This window comes from Streptomyces panacea, assembly GCF_040560175.1.
GTDB classification, from domain to species: domain Bacteria; phylum Actinomycetota; class Actinomycetes; order Streptomycetales; family Streptomycetaceae; genus Streptomyces; species Streptomyces panacea.
Window position 1 is genome coordinate 1 of the sequence record NZ_JARJHW010000115.1, and the last position, 23671, is coordinate 23671.

The 23671-nt window shown below is 69.6% G+C and carries 15 protein-coding genes, 1 tRNA gene and 1 pseudogene; 8 read left to right on the forward strand and 9 right to left on the reverse strand.

Features of this window, described 5'->3' with window-relative positions:
* Positions 1-17 precede the first annotated feature (17 nt).
* The 4 genes from P3L51_RS24085 (at position 18) to P3L51_RS24100 (ending at position 8722) form a co-directional block, all read left to right on the forward strand.
* Positions 18-1286: a D-arabinono-1,4-lactone oxidase gene (locus tag P3L51_RS24085; RefSeq protein WP_354607360.1), complete on the forward strand. Its 1269-nt coding sequence runs from the start codon at positions 18-20 to the stop codon at positions 1284-1286.
* A 318-nt stretch (positions 1287-1604) separates the two neighbouring features.
* The gene (locus P3L51_RS24090; protein ID WP_354607361.1) at positions 1605-2672 is read left to right on the forward strand and encodes a ricin-type beta-trefoil lectin domain protein; all 1068 of its coding nucleotides are present in this window, start codon (positions 1605-1607) and stop codon (positions 2670-2672) included.
* 161 nt (positions 2673-2833) lie between these two features.
* The gene (locus P3L51_RS24095; protein ID WP_354607373.1) at positions 2834-5062 is read left to right on the forward strand and encodes a DEAD/DEAH box helicase; all 2229 of its coding nucleotides are present in this window, start codon (positions 2834-2836) and stop codon (positions 5060-5062) included.
* A 219-nt stretch (positions 5063-5281) separates the two neighbouring features.
* Positions 5282-8722 carry a CARDB domain-containing protein gene (locus tag P3L51_RS24100; protein ID WP_354607362.1) on the forward strand — a complete coding sequence of 1147 codons (3441 nt, stop codon included), beginning with the start codon at positions 5282-5284 and terminating at the stop codon, positions 8720-8722.
* A 191-nt stretch (positions 8723-8913) separates the two neighbouring features.
* Here the strand turns inward: P3L51_RS24100 and P3L51_RS24105 are convergent.
* From P3L51_RS24105 to sucC, 6 genes are all read right to left on the reverse strand, one after another.
* Positions 8914-8998, reverse strand: a tRNA-Leu gene (locus P3L51_RS24105).
* A 139-nt stretch (positions 8999-9137) separates the two neighbouring features.
* Positions 9138-9548 carry a VOC family protein gene (locus P3L51_RS24110; protein ID WP_354607363.1) on the reverse strand — a complete coding sequence of 137 codons (411 nt, stop codon included), beginning with the start codon at positions 9546-9548 and terminating at the stop codon, positions 9138-9140.
* Between the two features lie 10 nt (positions 9549-9558).
* Entirely contained in the window at positions 9559-9999 is a 441-nt protein-coding gene (locus tag P3L51_RS24115) for a helix-turn-helix transcriptional regulator (protein WP_354607364.1), read from the reverse strand.
* Positions 10000-10112: 113 nt separating this feature from the next.
* On the reverse strand, positions 10113-11654 hold the full coding sequence (locus tag P3L51_RS24120; RefSeq protein WP_354607365.1) for an aldehyde dehydrogenase family protein: 1542 nt from the start codon (positions 11652-11654) through the stop codon (positions 10113-10115).
* 243 nt (positions 11655-11897) lie between these two features.
* Positions 11898-12785 carry a succinate--CoA ligase subunit alpha gene (sucD, locus tag P3L51_RS24125; protein WP_354607366.1) on the reverse strand — a complete coding sequence of 296 codons (888 nt, stop codon included), beginning with the start codon at positions 12783-12785 and terminating at the stop codon, positions 11898-11900.
* Positions 12786-12855: 70 nt separating this feature from the next.
* Positions 12856-13989, reverse strand: coding sequence for an ADP-forming succinate--CoA ligase subunit beta (gene sucC, locus P3L51_RS24130; protein ID WP_354607367.1), 1134 nt, complete (start codon positions 13987-13989; stop codon positions 12856-12858).
* A gap of 181 nt (positions 13990-14170) precedes the next feature.
* Between sucC and P3L51_RS24135 the strand changes: the two genes are divergently transcribed.
* From P3L51_RS24135 to P3L51_RS24150, 4 genes are all read left to right on the forward strand, one after another.
* Positions 14171-15853, forward strand: coding sequence for a thiamine pyrophosphate-binding protein (locus tag P3L51_RS24135; protein WP_354607368.1), 1683 nt, complete (start codon positions 14171-14173; stop codon positions 15851-15853).
* Positions 15854-15864: 11 nt separating this feature from the next.
* Positions 15865-17136 carry a formyl-CoA transferase gene (gene frc / locus P3L51_RS24140; RefSeq protein ID WP_354607374.1) on the forward strand — a complete coding sequence of 424 codons (1272 nt, stop codon included), beginning with the start codon at positions 15865-15867 and terminating at the stop codon, positions 17134-17136.
* A 47-nt stretch (positions 17137-17183) separates the two neighbouring features.
* On the forward strand, positions 17184-19283 hold the full coding sequence (locus P3L51_RS24145; protein ID WP_435594513.1) for an acetate--CoA ligase family protein: 2100 nt from the start codon (positions 17184-17186) through the stop codon (positions 19281-19283).
* Positions 19284-19439: 156 nt separating this feature from the next.
* The gene (locus P3L51_RS24150) at positions 19440-20828 is read left to right on the forward strand and encodes an OFA family MFS transporter (protein ID WP_354607370.1); all 1389 of its coding nucleotides are present in this window, start codon (positions 19440-19442) and stop codon (positions 20826-20828) included.
* An 80-nt stretch (positions 20829-20908) separates the two neighbouring features.
* Here the strand turns inward: P3L51_RS24150 and P3L51_RS24155 are convergent, their stop codons facing one another.
* From P3L51_RS24155 to P3L51_RS24165, 3 genes and pseudogenes are all read right to left on the reverse strand, one after another.
* Positions 20909-21964, reverse strand: coding sequence for a sugar phosphate isomerase/epimerase family protein (locus tag P3L51_RS24155; protein ID WP_354607371.1), 1056 nt, complete (start codon positions 21962-21964; stop codon positions 20909-20911).
* Positions 21965-21981: 17 nt separating this feature from the next.
* Entirely contained in the window at positions 21982-23433 is a 1452-nt protein-coding gene (locus P3L51_RS24160) for an alkaline phosphatase family protein (RefSeq protein WP_354607372.1), read from the reverse strand.
* A pseudogene (locus P3L51_RS24165) lies at positions 23430-23671 on the reverse strand (metabolite traffic protein EboE); the annotation flags it as partial. The pseudogene P3L51_RS24165 and the gene P3L51_RS24160, both read right to left, overlap by 4 nt.

Below are 23671 nucleotides of genomic sequence, written 5' to 3' on the forward strand. Positions count from 1 at the left end.
AAGAAGGAGGGCGGCCAGTGGCTGACGGCGCGGGATCGAACTGGGCGGGGAACATCGTCTTCTCCGCCGACCGGGTGCACCGCCCGACCACGCTCGACGAGCTGCGCGCGCTCGTCGCGCGGAGCCCGCGCGTGCGGGCACTGGGCAGCGGGCACTCGTTCAACCGTATCGCCGACACCGACGGCGCCCTGGTCTCGCTCGCGGAGCTGCCCCGGACCGTGGACGTCGACACGGCCGCCGGTACGGTCCGTGTCGCGGGCGGCGTACGGTACGCGGAGCTGGCCCGGAAGGTGCACGTCCAGGGTCTCGCCCTGCACACCATGGCGTCCCTCCCGCACATCTCGGTGGCGGGGTCGGTCGCCACCGGCACGCACGGGTCCGGTGACGCCTCCGGTTCGCTCGCGACCGCCGTACGCACCGTGGAACTGGTCACCGCGGACGGCGACTCGCTGACGCTGGACCGGGAGCGGGACGCCGACCGGTTCGCCGGTTCCGTGGTGTCGCTCGGCGCCCTCGGGGTGGTCACCTCGCTCACCCTGGACCTGGTTCCGGCCTTCGACGTACGGCAGTTCGTCCACACCGGGCTGCCGCTCGCCGTGCTGGAGGAGCACTTCGACGCGATCACCTCGGCGGCGTACAGCGTGAGCCTGTTCACCGACTGGAGCGCCCCGCGCTTCGGCCAGGTCTGGCTGAAGCGCCTCGACTCCCCCGCGTCGGACTCCCCCGAACCGGACTTCCCCTGGGCCGAACCCGCGACCGGGCCCATGCATCCCGTGCCCGGCATGCCCGCGACGTACTGCACCGAGCAGCGCGGGGTGCCGGGGCCGTGGCACGCCCGACTGCCGCACTTCCGGGCCGAGTTCACCCCCAGCAACGGCGAGGAGCTCCAGTCCGAGTATCTGGTGCCGCGCCGGCACGCCGTCGCGGCGCTGCGGGCGGTGGCCGGGCTGGGGCCGGTGATGGCGCCCGTGCTCCAGGTCTGCGAGATGCGCACCGTGGCCGCCGACGAGCTGTGGCTGAGCCCGGCCGAGGGCCGGGACACGGTCGCGCTGCACTTCACCTGGGTCAAGGACACGGCGTCGGTGGTGCCGGTGATCACGCGGCTCGAAGCGGCACTGGAGGGTCTGGACGCACGGCCGCACTGGGGCAAGGTGTTCACGACGGCGCCGGCCGAGCTGCGTGGTCGCTACCCGCGCATGGCGGACTTCCTGGGGCTGCGCGATTCCCTGGACCCGGCGGGCAAGTTCACGAACAGGTTCCTGCACCGGCTGCTGTACGAGGACTGACTCCGTACCGGAAGCCCGATCACGCACGACGGTCGCGTTCGTTCCTGGCCGGAAGGCCGTCGAACGGTGGCCGGATAGGCGGCATTCGGCCGACATCGTTGCGCGATCCCTCGCCGAAGGCACCGGCCGGTGGTATCCACGACATGGCCGCCACTCTCCCCCCGCACCTCCCTCCATGCGCGCACGTACCACCGGACGCACCACGCGCACCCCCCATTCCTCGGCGGCCCGTAGGAAGGACCTGCCTTGCGAAGAACTGCCTCACGCCGTGCGCAAGCTCTCCTCAGCCTCCTGGTGTTCGCCGTCACGGCGGCACTCATGACACTCACCCAGGCACCCGCCGCCGCCGCTCCCGCGGCACCGGTAGCCCCCGCGGAGTCCAACGGCGGCGTGCGGATCATGCCTCTCGGCGACTCGATCACGCACGGGCACAACGTGCCCGGCGGCTACCGCATCAACCTCTGGCAGCACCTCGCCACCGGCGGCTACACCGTCGACTTCGTCGGCTCCCAGTTCAACGGCCCGCCGGAGCTGGGCGACCACGACCACCAGGGTCACTCGGGCTGGCGCATCGACCAGCTCCGTTCGAACATCGACGGCTGGCTCGCCGCGAGTGACCCGCGCACGATCATGCTCCAGATCGGTACGAACGATGTGAACCAGAACTACGACCTGGCGAACGCCCCGGCCCGGCTCTCCGACCTCATCGACCGCATCCTCCAACAGAAGCCGGGGATCGAGCTGTTCGTCGCGACGATCACGCCGGAGTCGAGCCCCGACCTCGAAGCCCGGGTCAAGACGTTCAACGCGGCGCTGCCCGGCATCGTCGGCGGCAAGGGTCCGCGCGTCCATCTGGTTGACATGCACAAGGCATTGACGGTGGCCGACCTCGCCGACGGCGTGCACCCCAACGCCGGGGGCTACGCCAAGATGGCGACCGTCTGGTACAACGCCCTGCGCTCGGTGCCCGGCAGCCTCATCCCGCTCGGGGCACCCGGTCAGGGCACCCTCGTCAACAGCCAGTCGGGCCGCTGCCTCGACGTCGACGGCGCCGTCACGACCACGGGCGCGCGGACGATCGTCTACGACTGCCACCGCAGGGCGAACCAGCAGTGGGCCCGTACGGCCTCCGACGAACTGCGCGTGTACGGCGACCGCTGCCTCGACGCGAGCGGCGCCGCCACGGCCGACGGCACCCCGGTCATCATCTGGGAGTGCCGCGGCACGGCCAATCAGCAGTGGCGCGTCAACGCGGACGGCAGCGTCGTCGGCGTCGCGTCCGGCAAGTGCCTGACGCCGGCGGCCGGCGGAACGGCCAACGGTACGAGGCTGGAGCTGCGCACCTGCGACGGCGGCGCCAGCCAACGCTGGACCATGGCCGCCTAGTTCACGGCGGGGCGCCGCGGTCCACGACCGCACCACCCCGCACGCACGACCGAACGGATATCGCCGGGCGCGCCGAAATCAGCCGTCCGGCGATGTCGTACCCCCGTGGAATCATGTCGCTCGACCGGATTTCGACGGATGTGGTGACCACGAGAGGCGTCATGGGCGACGGAGCGGGGCCTGAGGGGAAGCCGGTGCCGGTGGGCGGCGGCGCGCGCGCCGTGCTCGACCGCGCCGACCGGCTTCTCGCCACGGCGCGCCGGGTGACCGCCGATCACGCCGACGTACGGGGCGGTGTCCTGAGCGCCATCACCCCGCTGCGCGACGCCCTGGTCCGCCGGGAGCTGGCGGGCATCCCCGTCTCCCGGCTCGCCGACGTCACCGAGGGCCGGCTCCGGCTGGGCACGCTCGAACAGGCCGGGTACGCGGATGTCGGGAAGGTACTCGACTCCACGGCGTACGAGCTGCGCGGCATCCCCGGCATCGGCACGCGGAGCGCGGGTCACGCCATCGCCGCCGCGCGGCGGATCGCGGAGGCGATGGAGGAGCACGTCGCCGTCCGGGTGGACGCCGACGACATCGACGATCCGCATGCCACGGCCCTGGTCACCGCGTTGAGCCGGATGGTGAACGCGGGACCCGACATCCCGCGCGCCCTCGCCGCCGCGGCGCGGATCGACGCCGAACTGGCCCCGCTGCTCCCCCCGGCGCGCCCGGCCGGCGACCGGCTGCGCATGCTGCTCACCGGCAAGCGGCGCAGACAACAGGCGCAGTTGGCCGTCCGGTCGGTCGACGCGTTCCTCGACGACGCCGCCGATCGCGAGATCCCGCTCCTGCTCGCACAGGCGGCCACGGATCTGCTGCGGCCCGTCGTCCCGGCGGACGAGGCGTGGCTCGACTTCCAGGTGCGGCCCGCCGACTATCTCGTCCTCCTGGCCGAACTCTCCGAAGCCGGCCCGGACGTCGACGCCGCCGAGGGCTTCCTGCCCGGAGACATCTCGGAGCGCGTCCGCACGCAGCGGCTGGACGACACCCACCGGCGGGTGTCGCTCCGTGGCTACCAGGCGTTCGGGGCCCGGTTCGCGCTGGCCCAGCGCCGGGTGATCCTGGGCGACGAGATGGGTCTGGGCAAGACCATCCAGGCGATCGCAGCCCTCGCGCACCTCAGGGCGGAAGGCCGTACCCACTTCCTGGTGGTCTGCCCGGCCAGCGTCGTCATCAACTGGATCCGCGAGATCGAGTCCCGCAGCACGCTGCGCGCGTACCGGGTGCACGGCCAGGACCGGTCGGTGGCCCTGGGGCAGTGGACACGGCACGGGGACGTCGCGGTCACGACGTACGACGTCCTCGGCTCCCTCGCCGTCCCCGACGAGGTGACGGTCGGCATGCTCGTCGTGGACGAGGCGCACTATGTGAAGAATCCCGAGACCCGCCGCTCCCGGACCGTGGAGAGCTGGGCGGCGCGCACGGACCACGTCCTGTTCCTGACCGGGACGCCGATGGAGAACCGGGTCGACGAGTTCCGCAATCTGGTACACCATCTGCGGCCCGATCTGCTGCCCGGCATCCGTGACGGGGACGCGGCCATCGGCTCCGAGATCTTCCGCAAGGCGGTCGCGCCCGCGTATCTGCGCCGCAATCAGCAGGATGTCCTCACCGAGCTGCCCGAGCTGCAACAGGTCGACGAGTGGGAGGAGTTCAGCCCCGCCGCGCGCGCCGCCTACCGGCAGGCCGTGGCGGCCGGGAACTTCATGGCCATGCGGCGCGCGGCGTACGCCGATCCGGCCACGTCGGCCAAGCTCCGGCGGCTGCGTGAACTCGTCGCCGACGCCGCGTCGAACGGTCTGAAGGTCGTCGTCTTCTCCTTCTTCCGCGATGTGCTGACGGCCGCGGAGGAGGCACTGGGCCCTGCCTCCACCGTCGACTCCCCGCCCACCGTCTTCGGTCCGCTCAGCGGCCGGGTGCCCGCCGCCCGGCGGCAGGAGTTGGTGGACGGCTTCGCCGAGGCGTCCGGGCACGCGGTCCTGCTCAGCCAGATCCAGTCGGGCGGCACCGGCCTCAATCTGCAGGCCGCGTCCGTGGTCATCCTGTGCGAGCCACAGGTCAAACCCACGCTGGAGACGCAGGCCATCGCCCGCGCCCACCGGATGGGACAGATACGTCATGTCCAGGTCCACCGGCTGCTGACCGCCGACAGTGTCGACCAGCGGATGCTGCATCTGCTGGGCACGAAGCAGCGCCTCTTCGACGCGTACGCCCGGCACAGTGACATCGCGGAGTCCACGCCCGACGCGGTCGACATCTCGGAGCAGTCGCTGGCCCGGCGGATCGTCGCGGAGGAGCAGGAGCGCATGGCGCTCCTGCCGGGCCCCGCCACTCCCGCCCTCTGACGGACCGTCCGACGCCCCCGCCGTGGCCGGCGGGGGCGTTCGCCGTGCGCCGCACAACTCCCGTGTTACTCGTGCGAAAACCGTTGACAAGCCGTTGACATGATTGCAACCTGTGAATCGCAAAAAAGTAAGCAAGTGGCTCAATTTCTTAAGTCTCTTCTCGCAACTTCATGGCAGCGCACCACCCTGCCCCCTCGTTCCAACTGAACAGAGGACCACATGCCACGGAAGCAGCTCAGACCCAGACAGCTCACCTGGCGACTGATCACCGGCATCGTCATGGCCGGTCTGATCGCCGTCGGGCTCACCCCCCTCTCGGCCGCGGCGGCCGAGCGCCCCAACCAGTCGACCGGCAAGAGCGTGTCGGCGAGCGGGTCCGAGGGGAACCATCCGGCCTCCAACGTCACCGACGGCAACCAGGCGTCGTACTGGGAGGGTCCGAACAACGCGTTCCCGGGGACCCTCCGGATCGACCTCGGCACCAACATCGCCGTCGATCAGGTGGTGCTCAAGCTCCCGACCACCTGGGAGGCCCGCACCCAGGCCCTCAGCGTCCAGGGCAGCACCGACGGCAACAGCTACAGCACCCTCTCCGCGTCCCAGGGACGGCTGTTCAGTCCCTCGTCCGCGAACACCGTCACCATCGACTTCCCGTCCAGCGGCGTCCGTTACGTACGGCTGAACATCACCGGCAACACGGGCTGGCCCGCGGCGCAGATCTCCGAGTTCGAGATCTACGGCCCCGCCGGCGAGGGCCCGGGCGACCCCGACCCCGGTGACGACGGCACCGACCTGGCGCGCGGCAAGCCGATCGAGGCGTCCTCCACGATCCACACGTTCGTCGCGGCCAACGCCAACGACGACAAGCTCAACACGTACTGGGAGTCCGCGGGGCACCCGTCGAACCTGACGGTCAAGCTCGGGGCCGAGGCCGACATCACCTCCGTCGTGGTCAAGTTGAACCCCGACGCGGCGTGGGGCACCCGTACCCAGAACCTCCAGGTGCTCGGCCGCGCCCAGGGCGCCACCGGCTTCACCTCCCTCAAGGCGCGCGCCGACTACAGCTTCAACCCGGCGACGAACCAGAACTCGGTACGGATCCCGGTCACCGGGCGCGTCGCCGACCTGCAGCTCCAGATCTTCTCCAACACCGGCGCGCAGGGCGGCCAGGTCGCCGAGCTCCAGGTCGTCGGGCGGCCCGCGCCCAACCCGGACCTCACCGTCACCGCGCTCTCGTGGTCCCCCACCGCCCCGGTGGAGACCGACGCGACCACCGTGAGCGCGACGGTGCGCAACGTCGGCACGGCCGCGTCCGGCCCGACGACCGTCAACGTCAGCATCGGCGGAACGGTCGCCGGCAGCGCCGCCGTCGGCGCCCTCGCCGCAGGCGCCTCCGCGAACGTCCAGGTCGCCGCCGGCAAACGCGCCGAGGGCACCTACAAGGTGACGGCGGTGGTGGACCCGACCGACACGATCGTCGAGCAGGACAACGACAACAACAGCTTCACCGCGGCCGGTTCGCTGGTCGTGGGACAGGCCCCCGGCCCCGATCTCCAGGTGCTGAGCGTCGGCTCGACGCCGCAGAACCCCGCCGTCGGGGCCTCGGTCACGTTCACCGTGGCGGTGCAGAACCGCGGCACCACCGCGACCGGCGCGACCACGGTCACCAGGGTGGCGGTGGGCGGCACGACGCTGAACACCAACACCCCCTCGATCGCGGCCGGCGCGACAACGAACGTGAGCGTCAACGGCAGTTGGACCGCCACCAGCGGCGGCGCCAACATCGTGGCCACCGCCGACGCGACCAATGTCGTGACGGAGACCAACGAGACGAACAACTCGTTCTCCCGCTCGATCGTGGTCGGGCGAGGGGCGGCGGTCCCGTACGTCGAGTACGAGGCCGAGGCCGGCCGGTACCAGGGCACCCTGGTGGAGGCCGACGCCGTACGCACCTTCGGACACACCAACTTCGGCTCGGAGTCCTCGGGGCGCAAGTCGGTACGGCTGAGCAGCACGGGCCAGTTCGTGGAGTTCACGTCCACCAACCCGGCGAACTCGATCGTGGTGCGCAACTCGATCCCCGACGCCCCGAACGGCGGCGGCACCGAGGCCACCATCAGCCTGTACGCCAACGACACCTTCGTGAAGAAGCTGAACCTCTCCTCGAAGCACAGCTGGCTGTACGGGAACACGGACGGCCCCGAGGCCCTGACCAACACGCCTCAGGCCGACGCCCGCAGGCTGTTCGACGAGGCCAACTCGCTGCTGTCCACGACCTATCCGGCGGGCACCAAGTTCAAGCTCCAGCGCGACGCCGGTGACAGCGCGTCCTTCTACTACATCGACCTCATCGATCTGGAGCAGGTGGCGGCTCCGGCGGCCAAGCCCGCCGAGTGCACCTCGATCACGGACTACGGCGCGGTGCCGGGCGACGGGATCGACGACACGACCGCCATCCAGGCAGCGGTCACCGCCGACCAGAACGGCGACATCGCGTGCGTCTGGATCCCGGCGGGCCAGTGGCGTCAGGAGAAGAAGATCCTGACCGACGACCCGCTGAACCAGGGGCAGTTCAACCAGATCGGCATCAAGAACGTCACCATCCGCGGCGCGGGTATGTGGCACTCACAGCTCTACACCCTGACCGAGCCGCAGAACGCGGGCGGGATCAACCACCCGCACGAGGGCAACTTCGGCTTCGACATCGACGACAACACCAAGATCTCCGACATCGCGATCTTCGGCTCCGGCCGGATCCGCGGCGGCGACGGCAACGCCGAGGGCGGCGTCGGCCTGAACGGCCGCTTCGGCAAGAACACCAAGATCTCCAACGTCTGGATCGAGCACGCCAACGTGGGTGCCTGGGTCGGCCGCGACTACGACAACATCCCGTCCCTCTGGGGCCCCGCCGACGGCCTCGAATTCACCGGCATGCGGATCCGCAACACGTACGCCGACGGCATCAACTTCACCAACGGCACGCGGAACTCAAAGGTGTTCAACTCCTCGTTCCGCACCACCGGCGACGACTCCCTGGCGGTCTGGGCCAACCGGTACGTCAAGGACACATCGGCCGACGTCGCGCACGACAACTCGTTCACCAACAACACGATCCAACTGCCCTGGCGCGCCACCGGCATCGCGGTCTACGGCGGCTACGGCAACAAGATCGAGAACAACATCGTCTCCGACACGGCGAACTACCCGGGCATCATGCTGGCGACCGACCACGACCCCCTGCCCTTCTCCGGGCAGACCCTGATCGCCAACAACGCCCTCCACCGCACGGGCGGCGCCTTCTGGAACGAGGACCAGGAGTTCGGTGCGATCACCCTGTTCGCGGCGAGCCGGGACATCCCCGGCGTCACGATCCGGGACACCGACATCTACGACTCGACGTACGACGGCATCCAGTTCAAAACGGGCGGCGGCACCATGCCGGGCGTCGTGATCAACAACGTCAAGATCGACAAATCCAACAACGGCGCCGGCATCCTGGCGATGAGCGGCGCCCGCGGCGGCGCGACCCTGTCGAACGTGACCATCACCGACTCGGCGGAAGGCAACATCGTCACCCAGCCGGGATCGGGCTTCGTGATCACGGGCGGCCCGGCGGCGGCCCGCGCCCCGAGCAACGTGACGGGCGGTGGCCGACGGTAACCACACCGCAGGACGCGGACAGGTGCGGATCGAACTCACCCTCGACCCGCACCTGTTCCCGCACACACCGTCAGCACCGCGGTCCCACGGTCCCGCGGTTCAGGGGGCCGGGGTGAATCTTGAGGGCCCGGGGCCTGCGCCAGACGGGCGGAAAACAGAAAAACCCCAGATCAACTGGGGTTTTCACTGAGTGTCCGAGGGGGGACTTGAACCCCCACGCCCGATAAAGGGCACTAGCACCTCAAGCTAGCGCGTCTGCCATTCCGCCACCCGGACGAGTGGTCGAACCTCGGCGTTTCCGCCGGGCGACGTAGTGAACGATACCAGGGCTCGGGGGTGGTCTTCACCCACATATCCCGTGGTCCGGGGCGCACGGACGGCCTTCCACGGCGCCGTGGGCCCCGGCTCGCCGGGGCTACTCCTTCGGCTCCTGCGAGATCCGGACCATGTTGCCCGAGGGGTCGCGGAACGCGCAGTCTCGTGGGCCCCAGGGCTGGTCGATGGGCTCCTGGAGCACCTCGGCGCCGGAGGCCCGGACCCGCTCGAAGGTGGCGTCCAGGTCGTCGGTGCGGAAGACGGCCATCGTGAGGACGCCCTTGGTGAGCAGTTCCTGGAGGGCGTCGCCGTCGGCCTGGGAACGGCCGGCGTGCGGTTCCGAGAGGACGATCTCAAGGCCGGGCTGGTCCGGGCTGCCGAGGGTGACCCAGCGGAAGCCGCCCGAGGCGACGTCGTTGCGTACTTCGAGGCCGAGGGCGTCACGGTAGAAGGCGAGCGCCTCGTCCGGGTCGTTGACGGTGATGTGGCTGTACTGGAGTGCGATGGTCATGGGACCAACGCTAGGCGGCGCTCTCGCGGCCCGCTTCTCGGATCCTGCTCGGTGCGTCCCTGGTCGGGCGGGTGCGCACCTTCGCCACGCACGCGGGCATCGCCGCGACGGCGCCGTGCTCGCGGGCGGCGTACGCGCTCGGCGTCTCCCCCAGGATCTCGGTGAAGCGCGAACTGAACGAGCCGAGCGACGTACAGCCCACGGCCATGCACGCGTCCGTCACGCTCGTGCCCGCGCGCAGCAGCGCCATGGCCCGCTCGATGCGGCGGGTCATGAGGTAGCTGTAGGGCGTCTCGCCGTAGGCCGCGCGGAACTGCCGGGAGAAGTGGGCCGGCGACATCAGCGCGTGGCGGGCCATCGTCGGCACGTCGAGCGGACGCGCGTACTCCCGGTCGATCAGATCCCGTGCCCGCCGCAGGTGCGCGAGGTTGGCGAGATCGTTCGAGTTCATGGGTCCGACGCTACACCGGCGTACTGACAACCCCGCTGACCTGGGGGAATCGGCTGAGGAGGGGTCGGGTCGACCTCAGCCGATTCCGGTTCAGGGCCGGGGCGGGTTCACCGTCACGGCATCAGGTGGTAGTCCGGGAAGTTGCCCGGAGGGCGCTCACCGGCCGGGCCGTTGGTGACCGCCTTGACGAGCAGTTCGCCGCCGACGAAGGCGCCCCGCCAGGAGGAGCCGAAGCCGCCGAACAGCTCGTCGCGGTCACCGCGCGAGCGCGGCCGGCCGTGGCCGACCTTGAACGCGCGTATCTGGGGCGAGAGGCGCGCGTACGTCTGCGGGTCGTCCGTCGCCAGCGTCGCGGCCAGCGCCCCGTTGGAGGCGTTCATCGCCGCGAGGAGTTCCGCCTCGGTGTCGACCAGGACGATCGTGTCGACCGGGCCGAAGGGCTCCGCGTGGTGCAGCGGCGAGGACGGCGGCGGGTTCAGGAGCGTCACCGGCGCGAGGTACGCGGAGGTGTCCTGGCCGGGCAGGAAACGCCCGTCCGCGAGCGATCCGTGGTGGAGGGGGACCGCGCCGCGGTCGATGGCCTCGGCGACCTGGTCGTCCAGTTCCTTGGCCTTGGCCGCGTTGATGAGCGGGCCGAAGTCCAGTTCGGGCAGCGGGTCCTCGGGGTGCTCGACGGCCAGGGGGTGACCCAGCCGGATGGAGCGTACGGCGGGCAGATAGGCCGCGAGGAAGTCCGCGAAGAGTGAGCGCTGGACGACGAAGCGGGGGTACGCGGTGCACCGCTGCTTGCCGTAGTCGAACAGCTTGGGGATGACGGCGGTGAGCGCGTCCCAGTCGGTGTGGTTCCAGATGCCCCAGGTGTTGAGCCCCTCCTGTTCGAGGATGTGGCGCTTCCCGAGGTCGGCGACGGTGGTGGCGATCCGGGCGCCGGTGTCGCGGCCTCCGACGAAGGAGACGCAGCCGATCTCCGGGGAGCGGACCAGCGCCTCGGAGAGTTCCCCGCCGCTGCCGCTGACCAGGGTGATCGGCAGCCCTTCGCGGGCGGCGAGGGCGGCGGCCAGGGTGAGACAAGCGACGCCGCCGTCGGTGGGCGCCTTGGCGATCACCGCGTTGCCGGCGAGGGCCTGCACCAGCATGGCGTGGACGAGGACGGACATCGGGTAGTTCCAGCTGGCGATGTTGGAGACCGGGCCCGCCAGCGGGCTGCGGCCCTCCAGCATGGGCTCGACGCCGTCCACGTACCAGCGCACACCGTCGATGGCCCGGTCGACGTCGGCCCGGGCGAGCCGCCAGGGTTTGCCGATCTCCCAGACGAGGAGAAGTGCGAGCAGTTCGCGGTGCTCGGTCAGGGCGTCGAGCGTGGCGCCGACGCGGGCGCGGCGCTCGGCGAGCGGGACATGGCGCCAGGCGCGGTGCTGGTCGAGCGAGGCGCGTACGGCCTGCTGGGCGGCGGCGGCGTCGAGCCGTGGCGGGCCGACGACGGGGCTGCCGTCGACCGGGCTGTAGGCGGGGAGGGTACGGCCACCGGACTGCCAGGACGCGGACCGGAGATTGAGTACGTGGTCGTCCCGGAAGGCCTCGGGCGCGACGGCGAGGCACTGCTGCCAGGCGTCGGACCAGGCGGTGCCCGGCTTCAGGATGAGGGTGGGTGCCATGGGTTCTACTCCGCTCGAAAGGGGGCGGGGCGCGTGAGCGCGTTTGCCGGACGAGGTGCACGGGTCGTCCGGTATGGCGGTGGTGCGATGGGCTCCGCCCCCGGCGCCGGGCGGGCTCGTCGAGCCCGCCCGGCCACCGAGGGCGCAACGGTGTTGTCCGTCCGGTGGTCGAGGACGGCGGTCGAGGACGGCGGTCGAGAATCGGCGCCGGCCGGTGGTCGAGGACCGGCGCCTCCGTCCGGCTCAGGCGCTGATCGCGATCCTGTCCAGTACGAGCCGCGCCGTCTCCGAGGGTGTGGAGCCGACGCGTACGCCCGCCGCTTCGAGCGCCTTCTTCTTCGCCTCCGCGGTGCCCGACGAGCCGGAGACGATCGCTCCGGCGTGGCCCATCGTCTTGCCCTCGGGCGCCGTGAAGCCGGCGATGTAGCCGACCACCGGCTTGGAGACGTGGTCGGCGATGTACGCCGCCGCCCGCTCCTCCGCGTCGCCGCCGATCTCGCCGATGAGCACGATGAGTTCGGTGTCCGGGTCGGCCTCGAAGGCGGCGAGGCAGTCGATGTGCGTCGTGCCGACGACGGGGTCTCCCCCGATGCCGACCGCCGACGAGAAGCCGATCTCGCGCAGCTCGTACATCAACTGGTACGTCAGCGTGCCCGACTTGGAGACGAGCCCGATTCTGCCGGGCTTGGTGGCGATGTCGGCCGGGATGATGCCGACGTTGGACTGTCCCGGGCTGATGAGACCGGGGCAGTTGGGCCCGATGATCCGGGTGTCGCTCTTCTCAGCGTACGCCTGGAAGACGACCGCGTCATGAACGGGAATGCCCTCGGTGATGACGACCGCGAGGCCGATGCCCGCGTCGACGGCCTCCACGACCGCCGCCTTCGCGAACGGCGGTGGCACGAAGACGACGGTGACGTCCGCGCCGGTCGCCGCGATGCCGTCGGCGACGGAGCCGAAGACGGGGACCGCCCGGCCGTCGAAGTCGACGCTCTTGCCGGCCTTGCGCGGGTTGACGCCGCCGACGATGTCGGTCCCGGCCTCCAGCATGCGGCGGGTGTGCTTCATGCCCTCGGCACCGGTCATGCCCTGGACGAGGACCTTGCTCTCCTTGGTCAGGAAAATCGCCATGGTCTCTTCTCCCACTTCTCCGTTGTCCGCGTTGTCCGCGTTGTCCGTGGCTGTCCGTGGCTGTCCGGTGTTATCCGGCGTTCGCGAGTACGGCGGACTGGCGCGCGGCGCCGTCCATGGTCGTGACCTGCTCCACGAGCGGATGCGCACGGTCGGCGAGGATGGCGCGGCCCTTGGCGGCGTTGTTGCCGTCGAGGCGTACGACGAGCGGTTTGGTCAACCGGACGGATTCCAGGGCCTGGACGATGCCGTCGGCGACGGCGTCACAGGCGGTGATCCCGCCGAAGACGTTGACGAACACGGACTTGACGTCGGGGTCGGACAGGATGACGGAGAGTCCGTCGGCCATGACCTGGGCCGAGGCGCCGCCCCCGATGTCGAGGAAGTTGGCGGGGCGGGCGCCGCAGCCGGCGACGACGTCGAGGGTCGACATGACGAGCCCCGCGCCGTTGCCGATGATGCCGACCTCGCCGTCGAGCTTGACGTAGTTGAGGCCCTTGGCGGCCGCCGCGACCTCCAGCGGGTCGGCGCCCGGGTCCTGCTGGTCGTCGCCCCAACGGCTCTGGCGGAACTGGGCGTTGTCGTCCAGGGTCACTTTCCCGTCAAGTGCGAGGATGCGGCCCTCCCCGGTCCTGACGAGGGGGTTGACCTCGACCAGCAGGGCGTCCTCGCGGACCAGGACCTGCCAGAGCGATTCGAGTACGGGGGCGGTCTCCGGCGGCAGTTGGGCCGCGGCCGCGATCTCCGCAGCCTTGGCCGCCGTGACGCCCTCGGCCGGGTCGACGGGGATCCGCGCCACCGCCTCGGGGCGGGTCGCCGCCACCTCCTCGATGTCCATGCCGCCTTCGGCGGACGCGATCGCGAGGAAGGTCCCCGCGGCGCGGTCGAGCACATAGCTGACGTAGAACTCGGTCTCGATGTCCACCGGTTGGGCCAGCATCACCTTGCGGACGGTGTGGCCCTTGATGTCCATCCCGAGGATCTGGCGCGCGGTCAGTTCCGCCGCTGCCGGGTCGGCCGCGAGCTTCACCCCGCCGGCCTTGCCCCGGCCTCCGGTCTTCACCTGTGCCTTGACGACGACCCGGCCGCCGAGCCGTTCGGCCGCGAACGTGGCCTCCCTCGCGAACTCGACGGTTTCGGCCTCCGGCACGGCGATGCCGTACTCCGCGAACAGGTCTCGTGCTTGGTGCTCGTACAGATCCATGCCGGCTCCCACTGCAACAGAAAGGAATGAAAGTGCCGCACGCCCCCTGGACACCACCCACCGAATGCGGGATAACAAGCTTCATACAGTATTCGTCGACTGTATGCAATCCATCGCGGGAGCACTCGGGAGCACCCCCAAGAGCCCCCCGAGCTCCCCTACGAAGGGACAGGACAACCTCATGCCCGACGACAGCCAGGAACTCATATCCGGTGGTCATCTGGTCGCCAAGGCACTCAAGGCAGAAGGTGTCGAGGTCATCTACACACTCTGTGGCGGCCACATCATCGACATCTACGACGGCTGCGTCGACGAGGGCATCGAAGTCGTCGACGTACGTCACGAGCAGGTCGCCGCCCACGCCGCCGACGGTTACGCGCGCATCACCGGCAAGCCCGGCTGCGCCGTCGTCACCGCCGGACCGGGCACGACCGACGCCGTCACCGGTGTCGCCAACGCGTTCCGTGCCGAGTCACCCATGCTGCTCATCGGCGGCCAGGGCGCGCTCACCCAGCACAAGATGGGTTCGCTCCAGGACCTGCCGCACGTGGACATGATGACGCCGATCACCAAGTTCGCGGCGACCGTCCCCGACACGGCCCGCGCGGCCGACATGGTCTCCATGGCCTTCCGCGAGTGCTACAACGGCGCTCCCGGCCCGTCCTTCCTGGAGATTCCGCGCGATGTCCTCGACGCGAAGGTCCCGGCCGACAAAGCACGCGTGCCCAAGGCCGGTCAGTACCGGGCCTCGACCCGTTCGGCCGGTGACCCCGCGGCCATCGAGAAGCTCGCCGACCTGCTGGTGCGTGCCGAGAAGCCGGCGATCCTGCTCGGCAGCCAGGTGTGGACCACCCGGGCCACGGACGACGCCATCGAACTCGTACGGACGCTGAACGTACCCGCCTACATGAACGGCGCGGGGCGAGGCACCCTGCCTCCCGGCGACCCGCACCACTTCCAGCTCTCCCGCCGCTACGCCTTCACCAACGCCGACCTCATCATCATCGTCGGCACCCCCTTCGACTTCCGGATGGGTTACGGCAAGCGGCTCTCGCCCAACGCGACGGTCGTCCAGATCGACCTCGACTACCGGACGGTCGGCAAGAACCGCGACATCGACCTCGGCATCGTCGGCGACGCCGGTCTGATCCTGAAGTCGGTCACCGAGGCGGCGAGCGGGCGGATCAACGGCGGCTCCGTCAAGCGCAAGGCGTGGCTGGAGGAGCTGCGCGCCGCCGAGCAGACCGCGATCGAGAAGCGGCTGCCGAATCTCAAGAAGGACAGCTCGCCGATCCACCCCTACCGGCTGGTCAGCGAGATCAACGACTTCCTCACCGAGGACTCGATCTACATCGGCGACGGCGGCGACATCGTCACCTTCTCCGGTCAGGTCGTACAGCCCAAGTCGCCGGGCCACTGGATGGACCCGGGCCCGCTCGGCACGCTCGGCGTCGGTGTCCCCTTCGTCCTCGCGGCGAAGAAGGCACGGCCGGACAAGGAGGTCGTGGCGCTCTTCGGCGACGGCGCCTTCTCGCTGACGGGCTGGGACTTCGAGACGCTGGTGCGCTACAACCTGCCGTTCGTCGGCATCGTCGGCAACAACTCGTCGATGAACCAGATCCGTTACGGCCAGAAGGCCAAGTACGGCGACGAGCGCGAGCGGATCGGCAACACCCTCGGCGACGTCCACTACGACAAGTTCGCCCAGATGCTGGGCGGTTACGGCGAAGAGGTCAGGGACCCGGCCGACATCGCGCCCGCGCTCCAGCGGGCCCGCGAGTCGGGGCTGCCCTCGCTGATCAACGTCTGGGTCGACCCCGACGCGTACGCCCCCGGAACCATGAACCAGACCATGTACAAGTAAGGGAGGCCATGATGACCCAGGCTCTCGAAGCCCCGGAGAACTCCCCCGACACGAGCCCCCAGGCCCTGAGCGGCGTCCGTGTCCTCGACATGACGCATGTGCAGTCCGGCCCCTCGGCCACCCAGATCCTCGCCTGGCTCGGCGCCGACGTGGTGAAGGTGGAGGCGCCGACGGGCGACATCACCCGTAAGCAGTTGCGCGACATCCCCGATGTCGACTCGCTGTACTTCACGATGCTCAACTGCAACAAGCGCAGCGTCACGCTCAACACCAAGACCGAGCGCGGCAAGGAGATCCTGACCGAACTCATCCGCCGCTCCGACGTGATGGTCGAGAACTTCGGCCCCGGCGCGGTCGACCGGATGGGATTCACCTGGGAGAAGATCCAGGAGATCAACCCGAAGATCGTGTACGCCTCGATCAAGGGCTTCGGCGAAGGCCCGTACACCAACTTCAAGGCGTACGAGGTCGTCGCGCAGGCGATGGGCGGCTCGATGTCGACCACCGGCTTCGAGGACGGTCCGCCGCTGGCGACGGGCTCCCAGATAGGCGACTCCGGCACCGGCATGCACGCGGTGGCCGCCATCCTGGCCGCGCTCTACCAGCGGACCGCCACCGGGCGCGGGCAGCGCGTGAACGTCGCGATGCAGCACGCGGTGCTCAACCTCTGCCGGGTCAAGCTCCGTGACCAACAGCGCCTGTCGCACGGCCCGTTGGCCGAGTACCCGAACGAGGACTTCGGCGACGCGGTACCGCGCTCGGGCAACGCGAGCGGCGGCGGCCAGCCCGGCTGGGCCGTCAAGTGCGCGCCCGGCGGCCCCAACGACTACGTGTACGTGATCGTGCAGCCGGTCGGCTGGAAGCCCGTCAGCGCGCTGATCGGCCGGCCCGAACTGGCCGACGACCCGGACTGGGCGACCCCCGAGGCCCGCCTCACCAAGCTGGGCAAGATGTTCCAGCTCATCGAGGAGTGGACCTCGACGATCCCCAAGTGGGAAGTGCTGGAGAAGCTCAACGCGCACAACATCCCGTGCGGCCCGATCCTCTCCACCAAGGAGATCATCGAGGACGCCTCGCTCGCGGCCAACGACATGGTCGTCGAGGTCGAGCACCCGCAGCGCGGCACCTTCACCACGGTCGGGAGCCCGCTGAAGCTCTCCGACTCCCCCGTGACCATCACAGCGTCTCCGCTGCTCGGTGAGCACAACGCGGAGGTGTACGTCGGCGAACTGGGTCTCGGCGACGAGGAACTGCGCCTGCTGAAGACGAACGGAGTCATCTAGTGTCGGACAGCGATACGTTCAAGCCCGACAAGGACAACGTCGACGCGATCATCAAGGCCGCGCTCGCACAGGGACGTACCTCCCTCACCGCGCCCGAGGGCAAGGCGGTGACGGACGCGTACGGCATCCCGACACCGGGTGAGGCGCTCGCGGAGTCGGCGGACGACGCCGTGGCCGTGGCCGCCCGGCTCGGATTCCCGGTCGCGATGAAGATCGTCTCGCCGGAGATCCTGCACAAGACGGACGCGGGCGGCGTGCGGATCGGCGTCACGTCGGCGGCCGACGTGCGGTCCGCGTTCACCACGATCGTCTCCAACGCGCGGAAGTACGACCCGAAGGCGCGGATCCTCGGCGTCCAGGTGCAGCAGATGGTGCCCGCGGGCACCGAGATCCTGATCGGGACCGTCACCGACCCCACCTTCGGCAAGGTCGTGGCCTTCGGCCTCGGCGGTGTCCTGGTGGAGGTGCTGAAGGACGTCACCTTCCGGCTCGCGCCGGCCACCAAGGACGACGCGCTGTCCATGCTGGACGGTATCCGGGCCGCCGAGATCCTGCGCGGCGTACGGGGCGGCGCGGCCGTCGACCGTGACGCGCTGGCCGATCTCGTCGTGCGGGTCTCGCAGTTGGCGGCCGACTTCCCCGGCATCGCGGAGGTGGACCTCAACCCGGTCTTCGCCTCCGAGAACGGGGTCATGGCGGCCGACGTACGGATCCTGCTCACCGACGAGGTGCCGGTCGCCCGGCGCACCTACTCGCGCGAGGAGATCCTGGTCTCCATGCGGCGGCTCATGGAGCCGCGTTCGGTGGCGGTGATCGGTGCTTCCAACGAGGACGGCAAGATCGGTAATTCGGTCATGCGGAACCTCATCGACGGAGGTTTCGCCGGCGAGATCTATCCGGTCAACCCCAAAGCCGATGACATACTCGGCCGCAAGGCGTACAAGAGCGTGATGGATGTTCCCGGTGAGCCTGATGTGGCGATATTCGCGATTCCCGCGAAGTTCGTCGCGGGGGCGCTCGAAGAGGTCGGACGCAAGAACATCCCCAACGCCGTCCTGATCCCCTCCGGTTTCGCGGAGACCGGCGAGCACGAACTCCAGCAGCGGATCGTGACGATCGCCGAGGAGAACGGGATCAGGCTGCTGGGGCCGAACATCTACGGCTACTACTCCACCTGGCAGGATCTCTGCGCGACCTTCTGCACCCCGTACGACGTCAAGGGCGGCGTGGCGCTGACCTCGCAGTCCGGCGGCATCGGGATGGCGATCCTCGGCTTCGCGAGGACCACCCGGACGGGTGTGTCGGCCATCGTCGGGCTCGGCAACAAGTCGGACCTCGACGAGGACGACCTGCTGACCTGGTTCGGTGAGGACGACAACACCGACTGCATCGCGATGCACCTGGAGGACCTCAAGGACGGCCGCGCCTTCGTGGCCGCGGCGCGCGCCACCGTGCCCAAGAAGCCGGTCGTGGTCCTCAAGGCCGGGCGTACGGCGGCCGGCGCGAAGGCGGCGGGCTCGCACACGGGGGCCCTGGCGGGCGACGACGCGGTGTACGAGGACATCCTGCGACAGTCCGGGGTCATCAGGGCGCCGGGGCTGAGCGAGATGCTGGAGTACGCGCGCGGACTGCCCGTACTCCCCACCCCCAAGGGCGACAACGTCGTGATCATCACGGGCGCCGGCGGCTCGGGTGTGCTGCTGTCGGACGCGATCGTGGACAACGGCCTGTCGCTGATGGAGATCCCGCCGGACCTGGACGAGGCGTTCCGCGCCTTCATCCCGCCCTTCGGGGCGGCGGGCAACCCGGTGGACATCACCGGCGGCGAACCGCCGTCGACGTACGAGGCCACGATCCGGCTCGGGTTGGAGGATCCCCGGATCCACTCCCTGGTCCTGGGCTACTGGCACACGATCGTCACCCCGCCGATGGTCTTCGCCGAGCTGACGGCGCGGGTGGTGGCCGAGTTCAAGGAACGCGGCATCGAGAAGCCGGTGGTGGCGTCGCTGGCGGGCGACGTCGAGGTGGAGGCCGCGTGCCAGTACCTCTACGAGCGGGGCGTCGTGGCGTACCCGTACACCACGGAGAAGCCGGTCGAGGTGCTCGGCGCGAAGTACCGCTGGGCAAGGGCGGCGGGGCTGCTGTGAGCGCCGCGACCGTCGGAGGTCTGTGGGGAGGCGCCGGATGAGCTGACGGTGCGACCCAGGGGGCCTGTGGATTCCGCTCATCGCAGGCCCCCCGCACGAAGAGAACGGACAGGGGGCGCTGGCCTGACTTCTTCGACGCAAGGGGTTCGATCGACAATGGCGACAACTGACATCTCCGCATCCGTCCCCTACAGGGAGGTGGCGGACCGGAACGGCCGTATCTACCGCATCGGGCAGTCCGACCGGCAGATCATGGGCCGTCCACGGTGGACGATGGTGCTCTTCCCATGGATCGGCATGATGGGGATCAGCTCCTCGGAGTACGCGTTCACCTCGGCCGAGGACACACTCCACACGGCACACATGTGGAGCAGCGGGCACATCTTCTGGCTGATGGGTGTCTGGATCTTCTTCCAGGCGGCCGTGGCCTTCCCCGCGGGGCAGCTCCGGGAGAGCGGCAGGCTGCCCGCCCGCTACGCGATGATGCTCGGCTCGCTCGGCACGCTGCTGGGATATCTCTCCCTCGCCTACGCGCCGCACGTGATCGTGGCGTACATCGGCTTCGGTATGTTCAGCGGTATCGGCGCGGGTCTCGTCTACGCGACCTGCGTGAACATGGTCGGCAAGTGGTATCCGGAGCGCAAGGGAGGCAAGACCGGCCTCGTCAACGGCGGTTTCGCCTACGGTTCGGTGCCCTTCGTCTTCCTGTTCAGCACGTACATGGACCTGAGCAACTACCAGGGCGTGCTCGTCTTCGTGGGCGTGATCTGCTGTGTGATGGTCGCGGTCTCGGGCTGGTTCTTCAAGGACCCGCCGAAGTTCTGGTGGCCCGAGGGCGCGGACCCGCTGAAGGTCTCCGAGGACCCGAGGATCCGGCGCGCGCTGGAGAAGAACCCGCCGGCCGTCAAGCAGTACACACCGAAGGAGGCGGCACGGGTCCCGGTCCTGTGGATGATGTGGTTCTGCCTGCTCTGCACGGCGGGCATCAACATCTTCGGTATCGCGATGCAGGTGCCGTTCGGCAAGGAAATGGGCTTCGCCGGCGGGATCGTGGCCACGGCCATGTCGCTGAAGGCCATCGTGAACGGCACGGGACGCGGCGTCATCGGCTGGATATCCGACAAGTACGGTCGCCGCTACACACTGATCTTCGTCTGTATCGTCCTGGGCCTCTCGCAGTTCGGCGTGCTGGCCTCCGGGTCGATCGGCAACATGCCGCTGTTCCTGGTCTGCTCGATGATCTCCGGCTTCGGCGGTGGCGCGATCTTCCCGCTGTTCGCGGCCATGACGGCGGACTACTTCGGCGAGAACAACAACGCGTCGAACTACGGCATGGTCTACAGCTCCAAGCTCATCTCCGGCCTGGTCGGTGCCGGTGTGGGCGGCGTCGTGGTGGACAACTGGGGTTACAACACCGCGTTCGTCATCGCGGGTGCCGTCGGACTGTTCTCGGCGTGCCTGGCGGTCTTCCTCAAGGCGCCGGGCAGGCCCGACATCAAGAAGATCCAGCCCAATCCGAATCCGATCGGCCGGGAGGACGCCTGAGCGGGCCGGAGAGCCGCTGACGCACATACGGCGGCTCCCCGTACGGCCAACAGCCGTACGGGGAGCCGCCGTTCTTGTTCCTAGTGGTGGCCGCGCCTCTCGCGCAGCGAGTGCAGGTGGTCCGCCGACTTCTCGGCGAACAGGAGGGAGTCGACCGGGTTGTCGTGCTCCGCCTGCCAGTGGTGGGTCTTGCGGCCGTTGTGGGTCTTGTTCACGGCCGAGATGAACTTCTTGTAGTCGATGTCGCCGTCGCCGACGTCGACCATGTCGTAGCCGTCGCGCGCCTCCTCGTTCTTCACGCCGTCCTTGACGTGGAAGAGGGGGTAGCGGTCGGGCTGCTTGAGCACGTACTTCAGCGGGTCCAGCGGCGCGGGCCTGCCGTCACCGGTCTGGCTGAAGCGGTGCTTGGCGGCGAACGCCCAGTAGATGTCCATCTCCAGATAGACGAGCTTGGGGTCGGTCTCCGCGAGCAGGACGTCGTAGAGGCGGACGCCCGGCTGGTCGCTCGCGAAGGAGAACTCCTCGGCGTGGTTGTGCTGGTAGAACTTCATGCCGCGCTTGCGGGCGGCGGCGCCGTAGGTGTTGAAGTCGTCGGCGGCCCGCTTCCAGGCGTCGACGGTGTTGCCGTGGCGGAAGGGGCCCGACGCGGTGCCTATGTGCTCGAGGCCGAGCGCCTGGGCGTCGTCCAGCACCTTCTCCAGATTCTGGGCGAAGCTGTACGCGTCGGGGTTGTTGTCGTCGGCGTAGTTGACGTGGCTGCCGATCGGACGCAGACCGTGGTTCCGGGCCAGCTTGCGGAGCTGGGGGATGGTGATGGCGCCCGCGTTGCCCTGGCTGTAGCCCGCGTACTCGATCTCGTCGTAGCCGAAGCGCTCCAGCTCCTCGAAGACCTTCGCGAAGCCCAGCGAGTTGACCTTGTCACGCAGCGAGTAGAGCTGGATGCCGAGGTGGCCCGGGGTGAGGACGGGCTCGGTCTTGCCGTGACCGTGACCGCGGCCACGCTCGCCGGCGGCGGCGGGGGTGGCCGCCGAGAGGCCGAGGATGGCGGCGGCACCGGTGCCCGCGGCCACACCCAGCATGTTGCGCCGGCTGAGCTTGGCTGCGAGCTCCGGGTCGACTGACTTCTTGCGGCTCATGCGTGGGACTCCTTAGATCAGTGCAGTCCTGCGAGAGTGAGGAGCAGGGATTTCACGTCGGTGGCCTGCGTACGGCCGGTGACGGCTTCGGGGGTGGAGCAGAGGATGAGCGGGCCTTCGGCGTCGCTCGACGGGAGGCGGCCGTGGCTGCCGCGGATGGGTGAGGGGTCCAGGGGGACGACCGCGAGCCGGTAGCGCATGCCGAGCTTCTTGCGGGCGATGGCCTTGGCCGCCTTGACCTTCACGTACGGGTCGAGGGGGTCCATGAACAGCTCGACGGGGTCGTAGCCCGGCTTGCGGTGGATCTCGACCAGCTGGGCGAAGTCGGGCGCCTTGGCGTCGTCGAGCCAGTAGTAGTACGTGAACCAGGCGTCGGGTTCGGCGACGGCCACCAGTTCGCCGGAGCGCGGGTGGTCGAGGCCGTAGTTCTTCTTGCCCTCGTCGTCCAGGATCTCCTCGATGCCCTTGAGGTCCTTCAGCGCCTCGCGGGTCGCGTCCAGGTCCTCGGGGCGGCGCACGTAGATGTGCGAGATCTGGTGGTCGGAGACGGCGAAGGCGCGCGACGCCATCGGGTCCAGATACTCCATGCCGTCCTGGGTGTGGACTTCGAGCAGTCCGGCGCGGCGCAGGGCCCGGTTGATGTCGACGGGCCGGGAGACGTTGGTGATGCCGTACTCGGAGAGGGCGACGACGGTACGGCCCTCACGGCGCGCGTCGTCCAGCAGCGGGCCGACCGCCGCGTCGAGGTCGCGGGCCGCCTGGTGGGAGCGGGGGTCGTCGGGGCCGAAGCGCTGGAGGTCGTAGTCCAGGTGCGGGAGGTAGCAGAGCGCCAGGTCGGGGTGGCGGGTGTCGATGATGTGGCGGGTGGCGTCGATGATCCACTGCGAGGAGACGAGGTCGGCGCCGGGGCCCCAGAAGTGGAAGAGGGGGAACGTGCCGAGCTTGTCGTGCAGTTCGTCGTGCAGGGCGGGCGGCCGGGTGTAGCAGTCGGGTTCCTTGCGGCCGTCGGCGTAGTACACGGGGCGGGGCGTGACGGTGTAGTCGGTGTCGGCGCCCATCGCGTACCACCAGCAGATGTTGGCGACGGTGTAGCCGGGGTACGCGCGGCGGGCCGCGTCCCAGAGCTTGTCGCCGGAGACCAGTCCGTTGTGCTGGCGCCAGAGCAGGACGTCGCCCAGTTCGCGGAAGTACCAGCCGTTGCCGACGATGCCGTGCTCGGACGGCAGGGTGCCGGTGAGGAACGTGGACTGCGCGCTGCACGTGACGGCGGGCAGCACGGTGGTCAGCGGGCTCTGCGAGCCGGCGGCGGCCAGCTTCTTGAGGTTCGGCATGTGGGCCAGGAGCCGGGGCGTGAGTCCGACGACGTCAAGGACGAGGAGGGGCGTGGGCCGCGCGGCGGGGTCGTCGGCCGGTGCGGCCTTCGCCGGCGTCGGCTCCGGGGTCTTGTCGGGGTTGGGGTCGGCGGTCATGGCAGCTCCTTGAGACCCAGGTCGACCAGGAGGTCGCGGGCCAGCGTCAGTTCGGCGGCGATGCCCTCGGCGAGTCGGCCGCGTGAGCGGGGGCGCAGCTCGGGCGGGAGCGCCTGCCAGGTGTACGTCTCGACCTCCAGGTGGCGGGTCAGCGGTTCGGCGCCGCCGACGAGCAGGGCGAGGGTGTCCTGGAGTACGGGGAGGGTGGAGGTGAGGGGCGGCTGTCTCTTATACACAT

Bases quoted from the DNA above. Each gene is read 5' to 3' on its own strand.
- P3L51_RS24090 (WP_354607361.1), top strand. From the start codon at position 1,605: ATGACACTCACCCAGGCACCCGCCGCCGCCGCTCCCGCGGCACCGGTA.
- P3L51_RS24095 (WP_354607373.1), top strand. From the start codon at position 2,834: ATGGGCGACGGAGCGGGGCCTGAGGGGAAGCCGGTGCCGGTGGGCGGC.
- P3L51_RS24100 (WP_354607362.1), top strand. From the start codon at position 5,282: ATGCCACGGAAGCAGCTCAGACCCAGACAGCTCACCTGGCGACTGATC.
- P3L51_RS24110 (WP_354607363.1), bottom strand. From the start codon at position 9,548: ATGACCATCGCACTCCAGTACAGCCACATCACCGTCAACGACCCGGAC.
- P3L51_RS24115 (WP_354607364.1), bottom strand. From the start codon at position 9,999: ATGAACTCGAACGATCTCGCCAACCTCGCGCACCTGCGGCGGGCACGG.
- P3L51_RS24120 (WP_354607365.1), bottom strand. From the start codon at position 11,654: ATGGCACCCACCCTCATCCTGAAGCCGGGCACCGCCTGGTCCGACGCC.
- sucD (WP_354607366.1), bottom strand. From the start codon at position 12,785: ATGGCGATTTTCCTGACCAAGGAGAGCAAGGTCCTCGTCCAGGGCATG.
- sucC (WP_354607367.1), bottom strand. From the start codon at position 13,989: ATGGATCTGTACGAGCACCAAGCACGAGACCTGTTCGCGGAGTACGGC.
- P3L51_RS24135 (WP_354607368.1), top strand. From the start codon at position 14,171: ATGCCCGACGACAGCCAGGAACTCATATCCGGTGGTCATCTGGTCGCC.
- frc (WP_354607374.1), top strand. From the start codon at position 15,865: ATGACCCAGGCTCTCGAAGCCCCGGAGAACTCCCCCGACACGAGCCCC.
- P3L51_RS24150 (WP_354607370.1), top strand. From the start codon at position 19,440: ATGGCGACAACTGACATCTCCGCATCCGTCCCCTACAGGGAGGTGGCG.
- P3L51_RS24155 (WP_354607371.1), bottom strand. From the start codon at position 21,964: ATGAGCCGCAAGAAGTCAGTCGACCCGGAGCTCGCAGCCAAGCTCAGC.
- P3L51_RS24160 (WP_354607372.1), bottom strand. From the start codon at position 23,433: ATGACCGCCGACCCCAACCCCGACAAGACCCCGGAGCCGACGCCGGCG.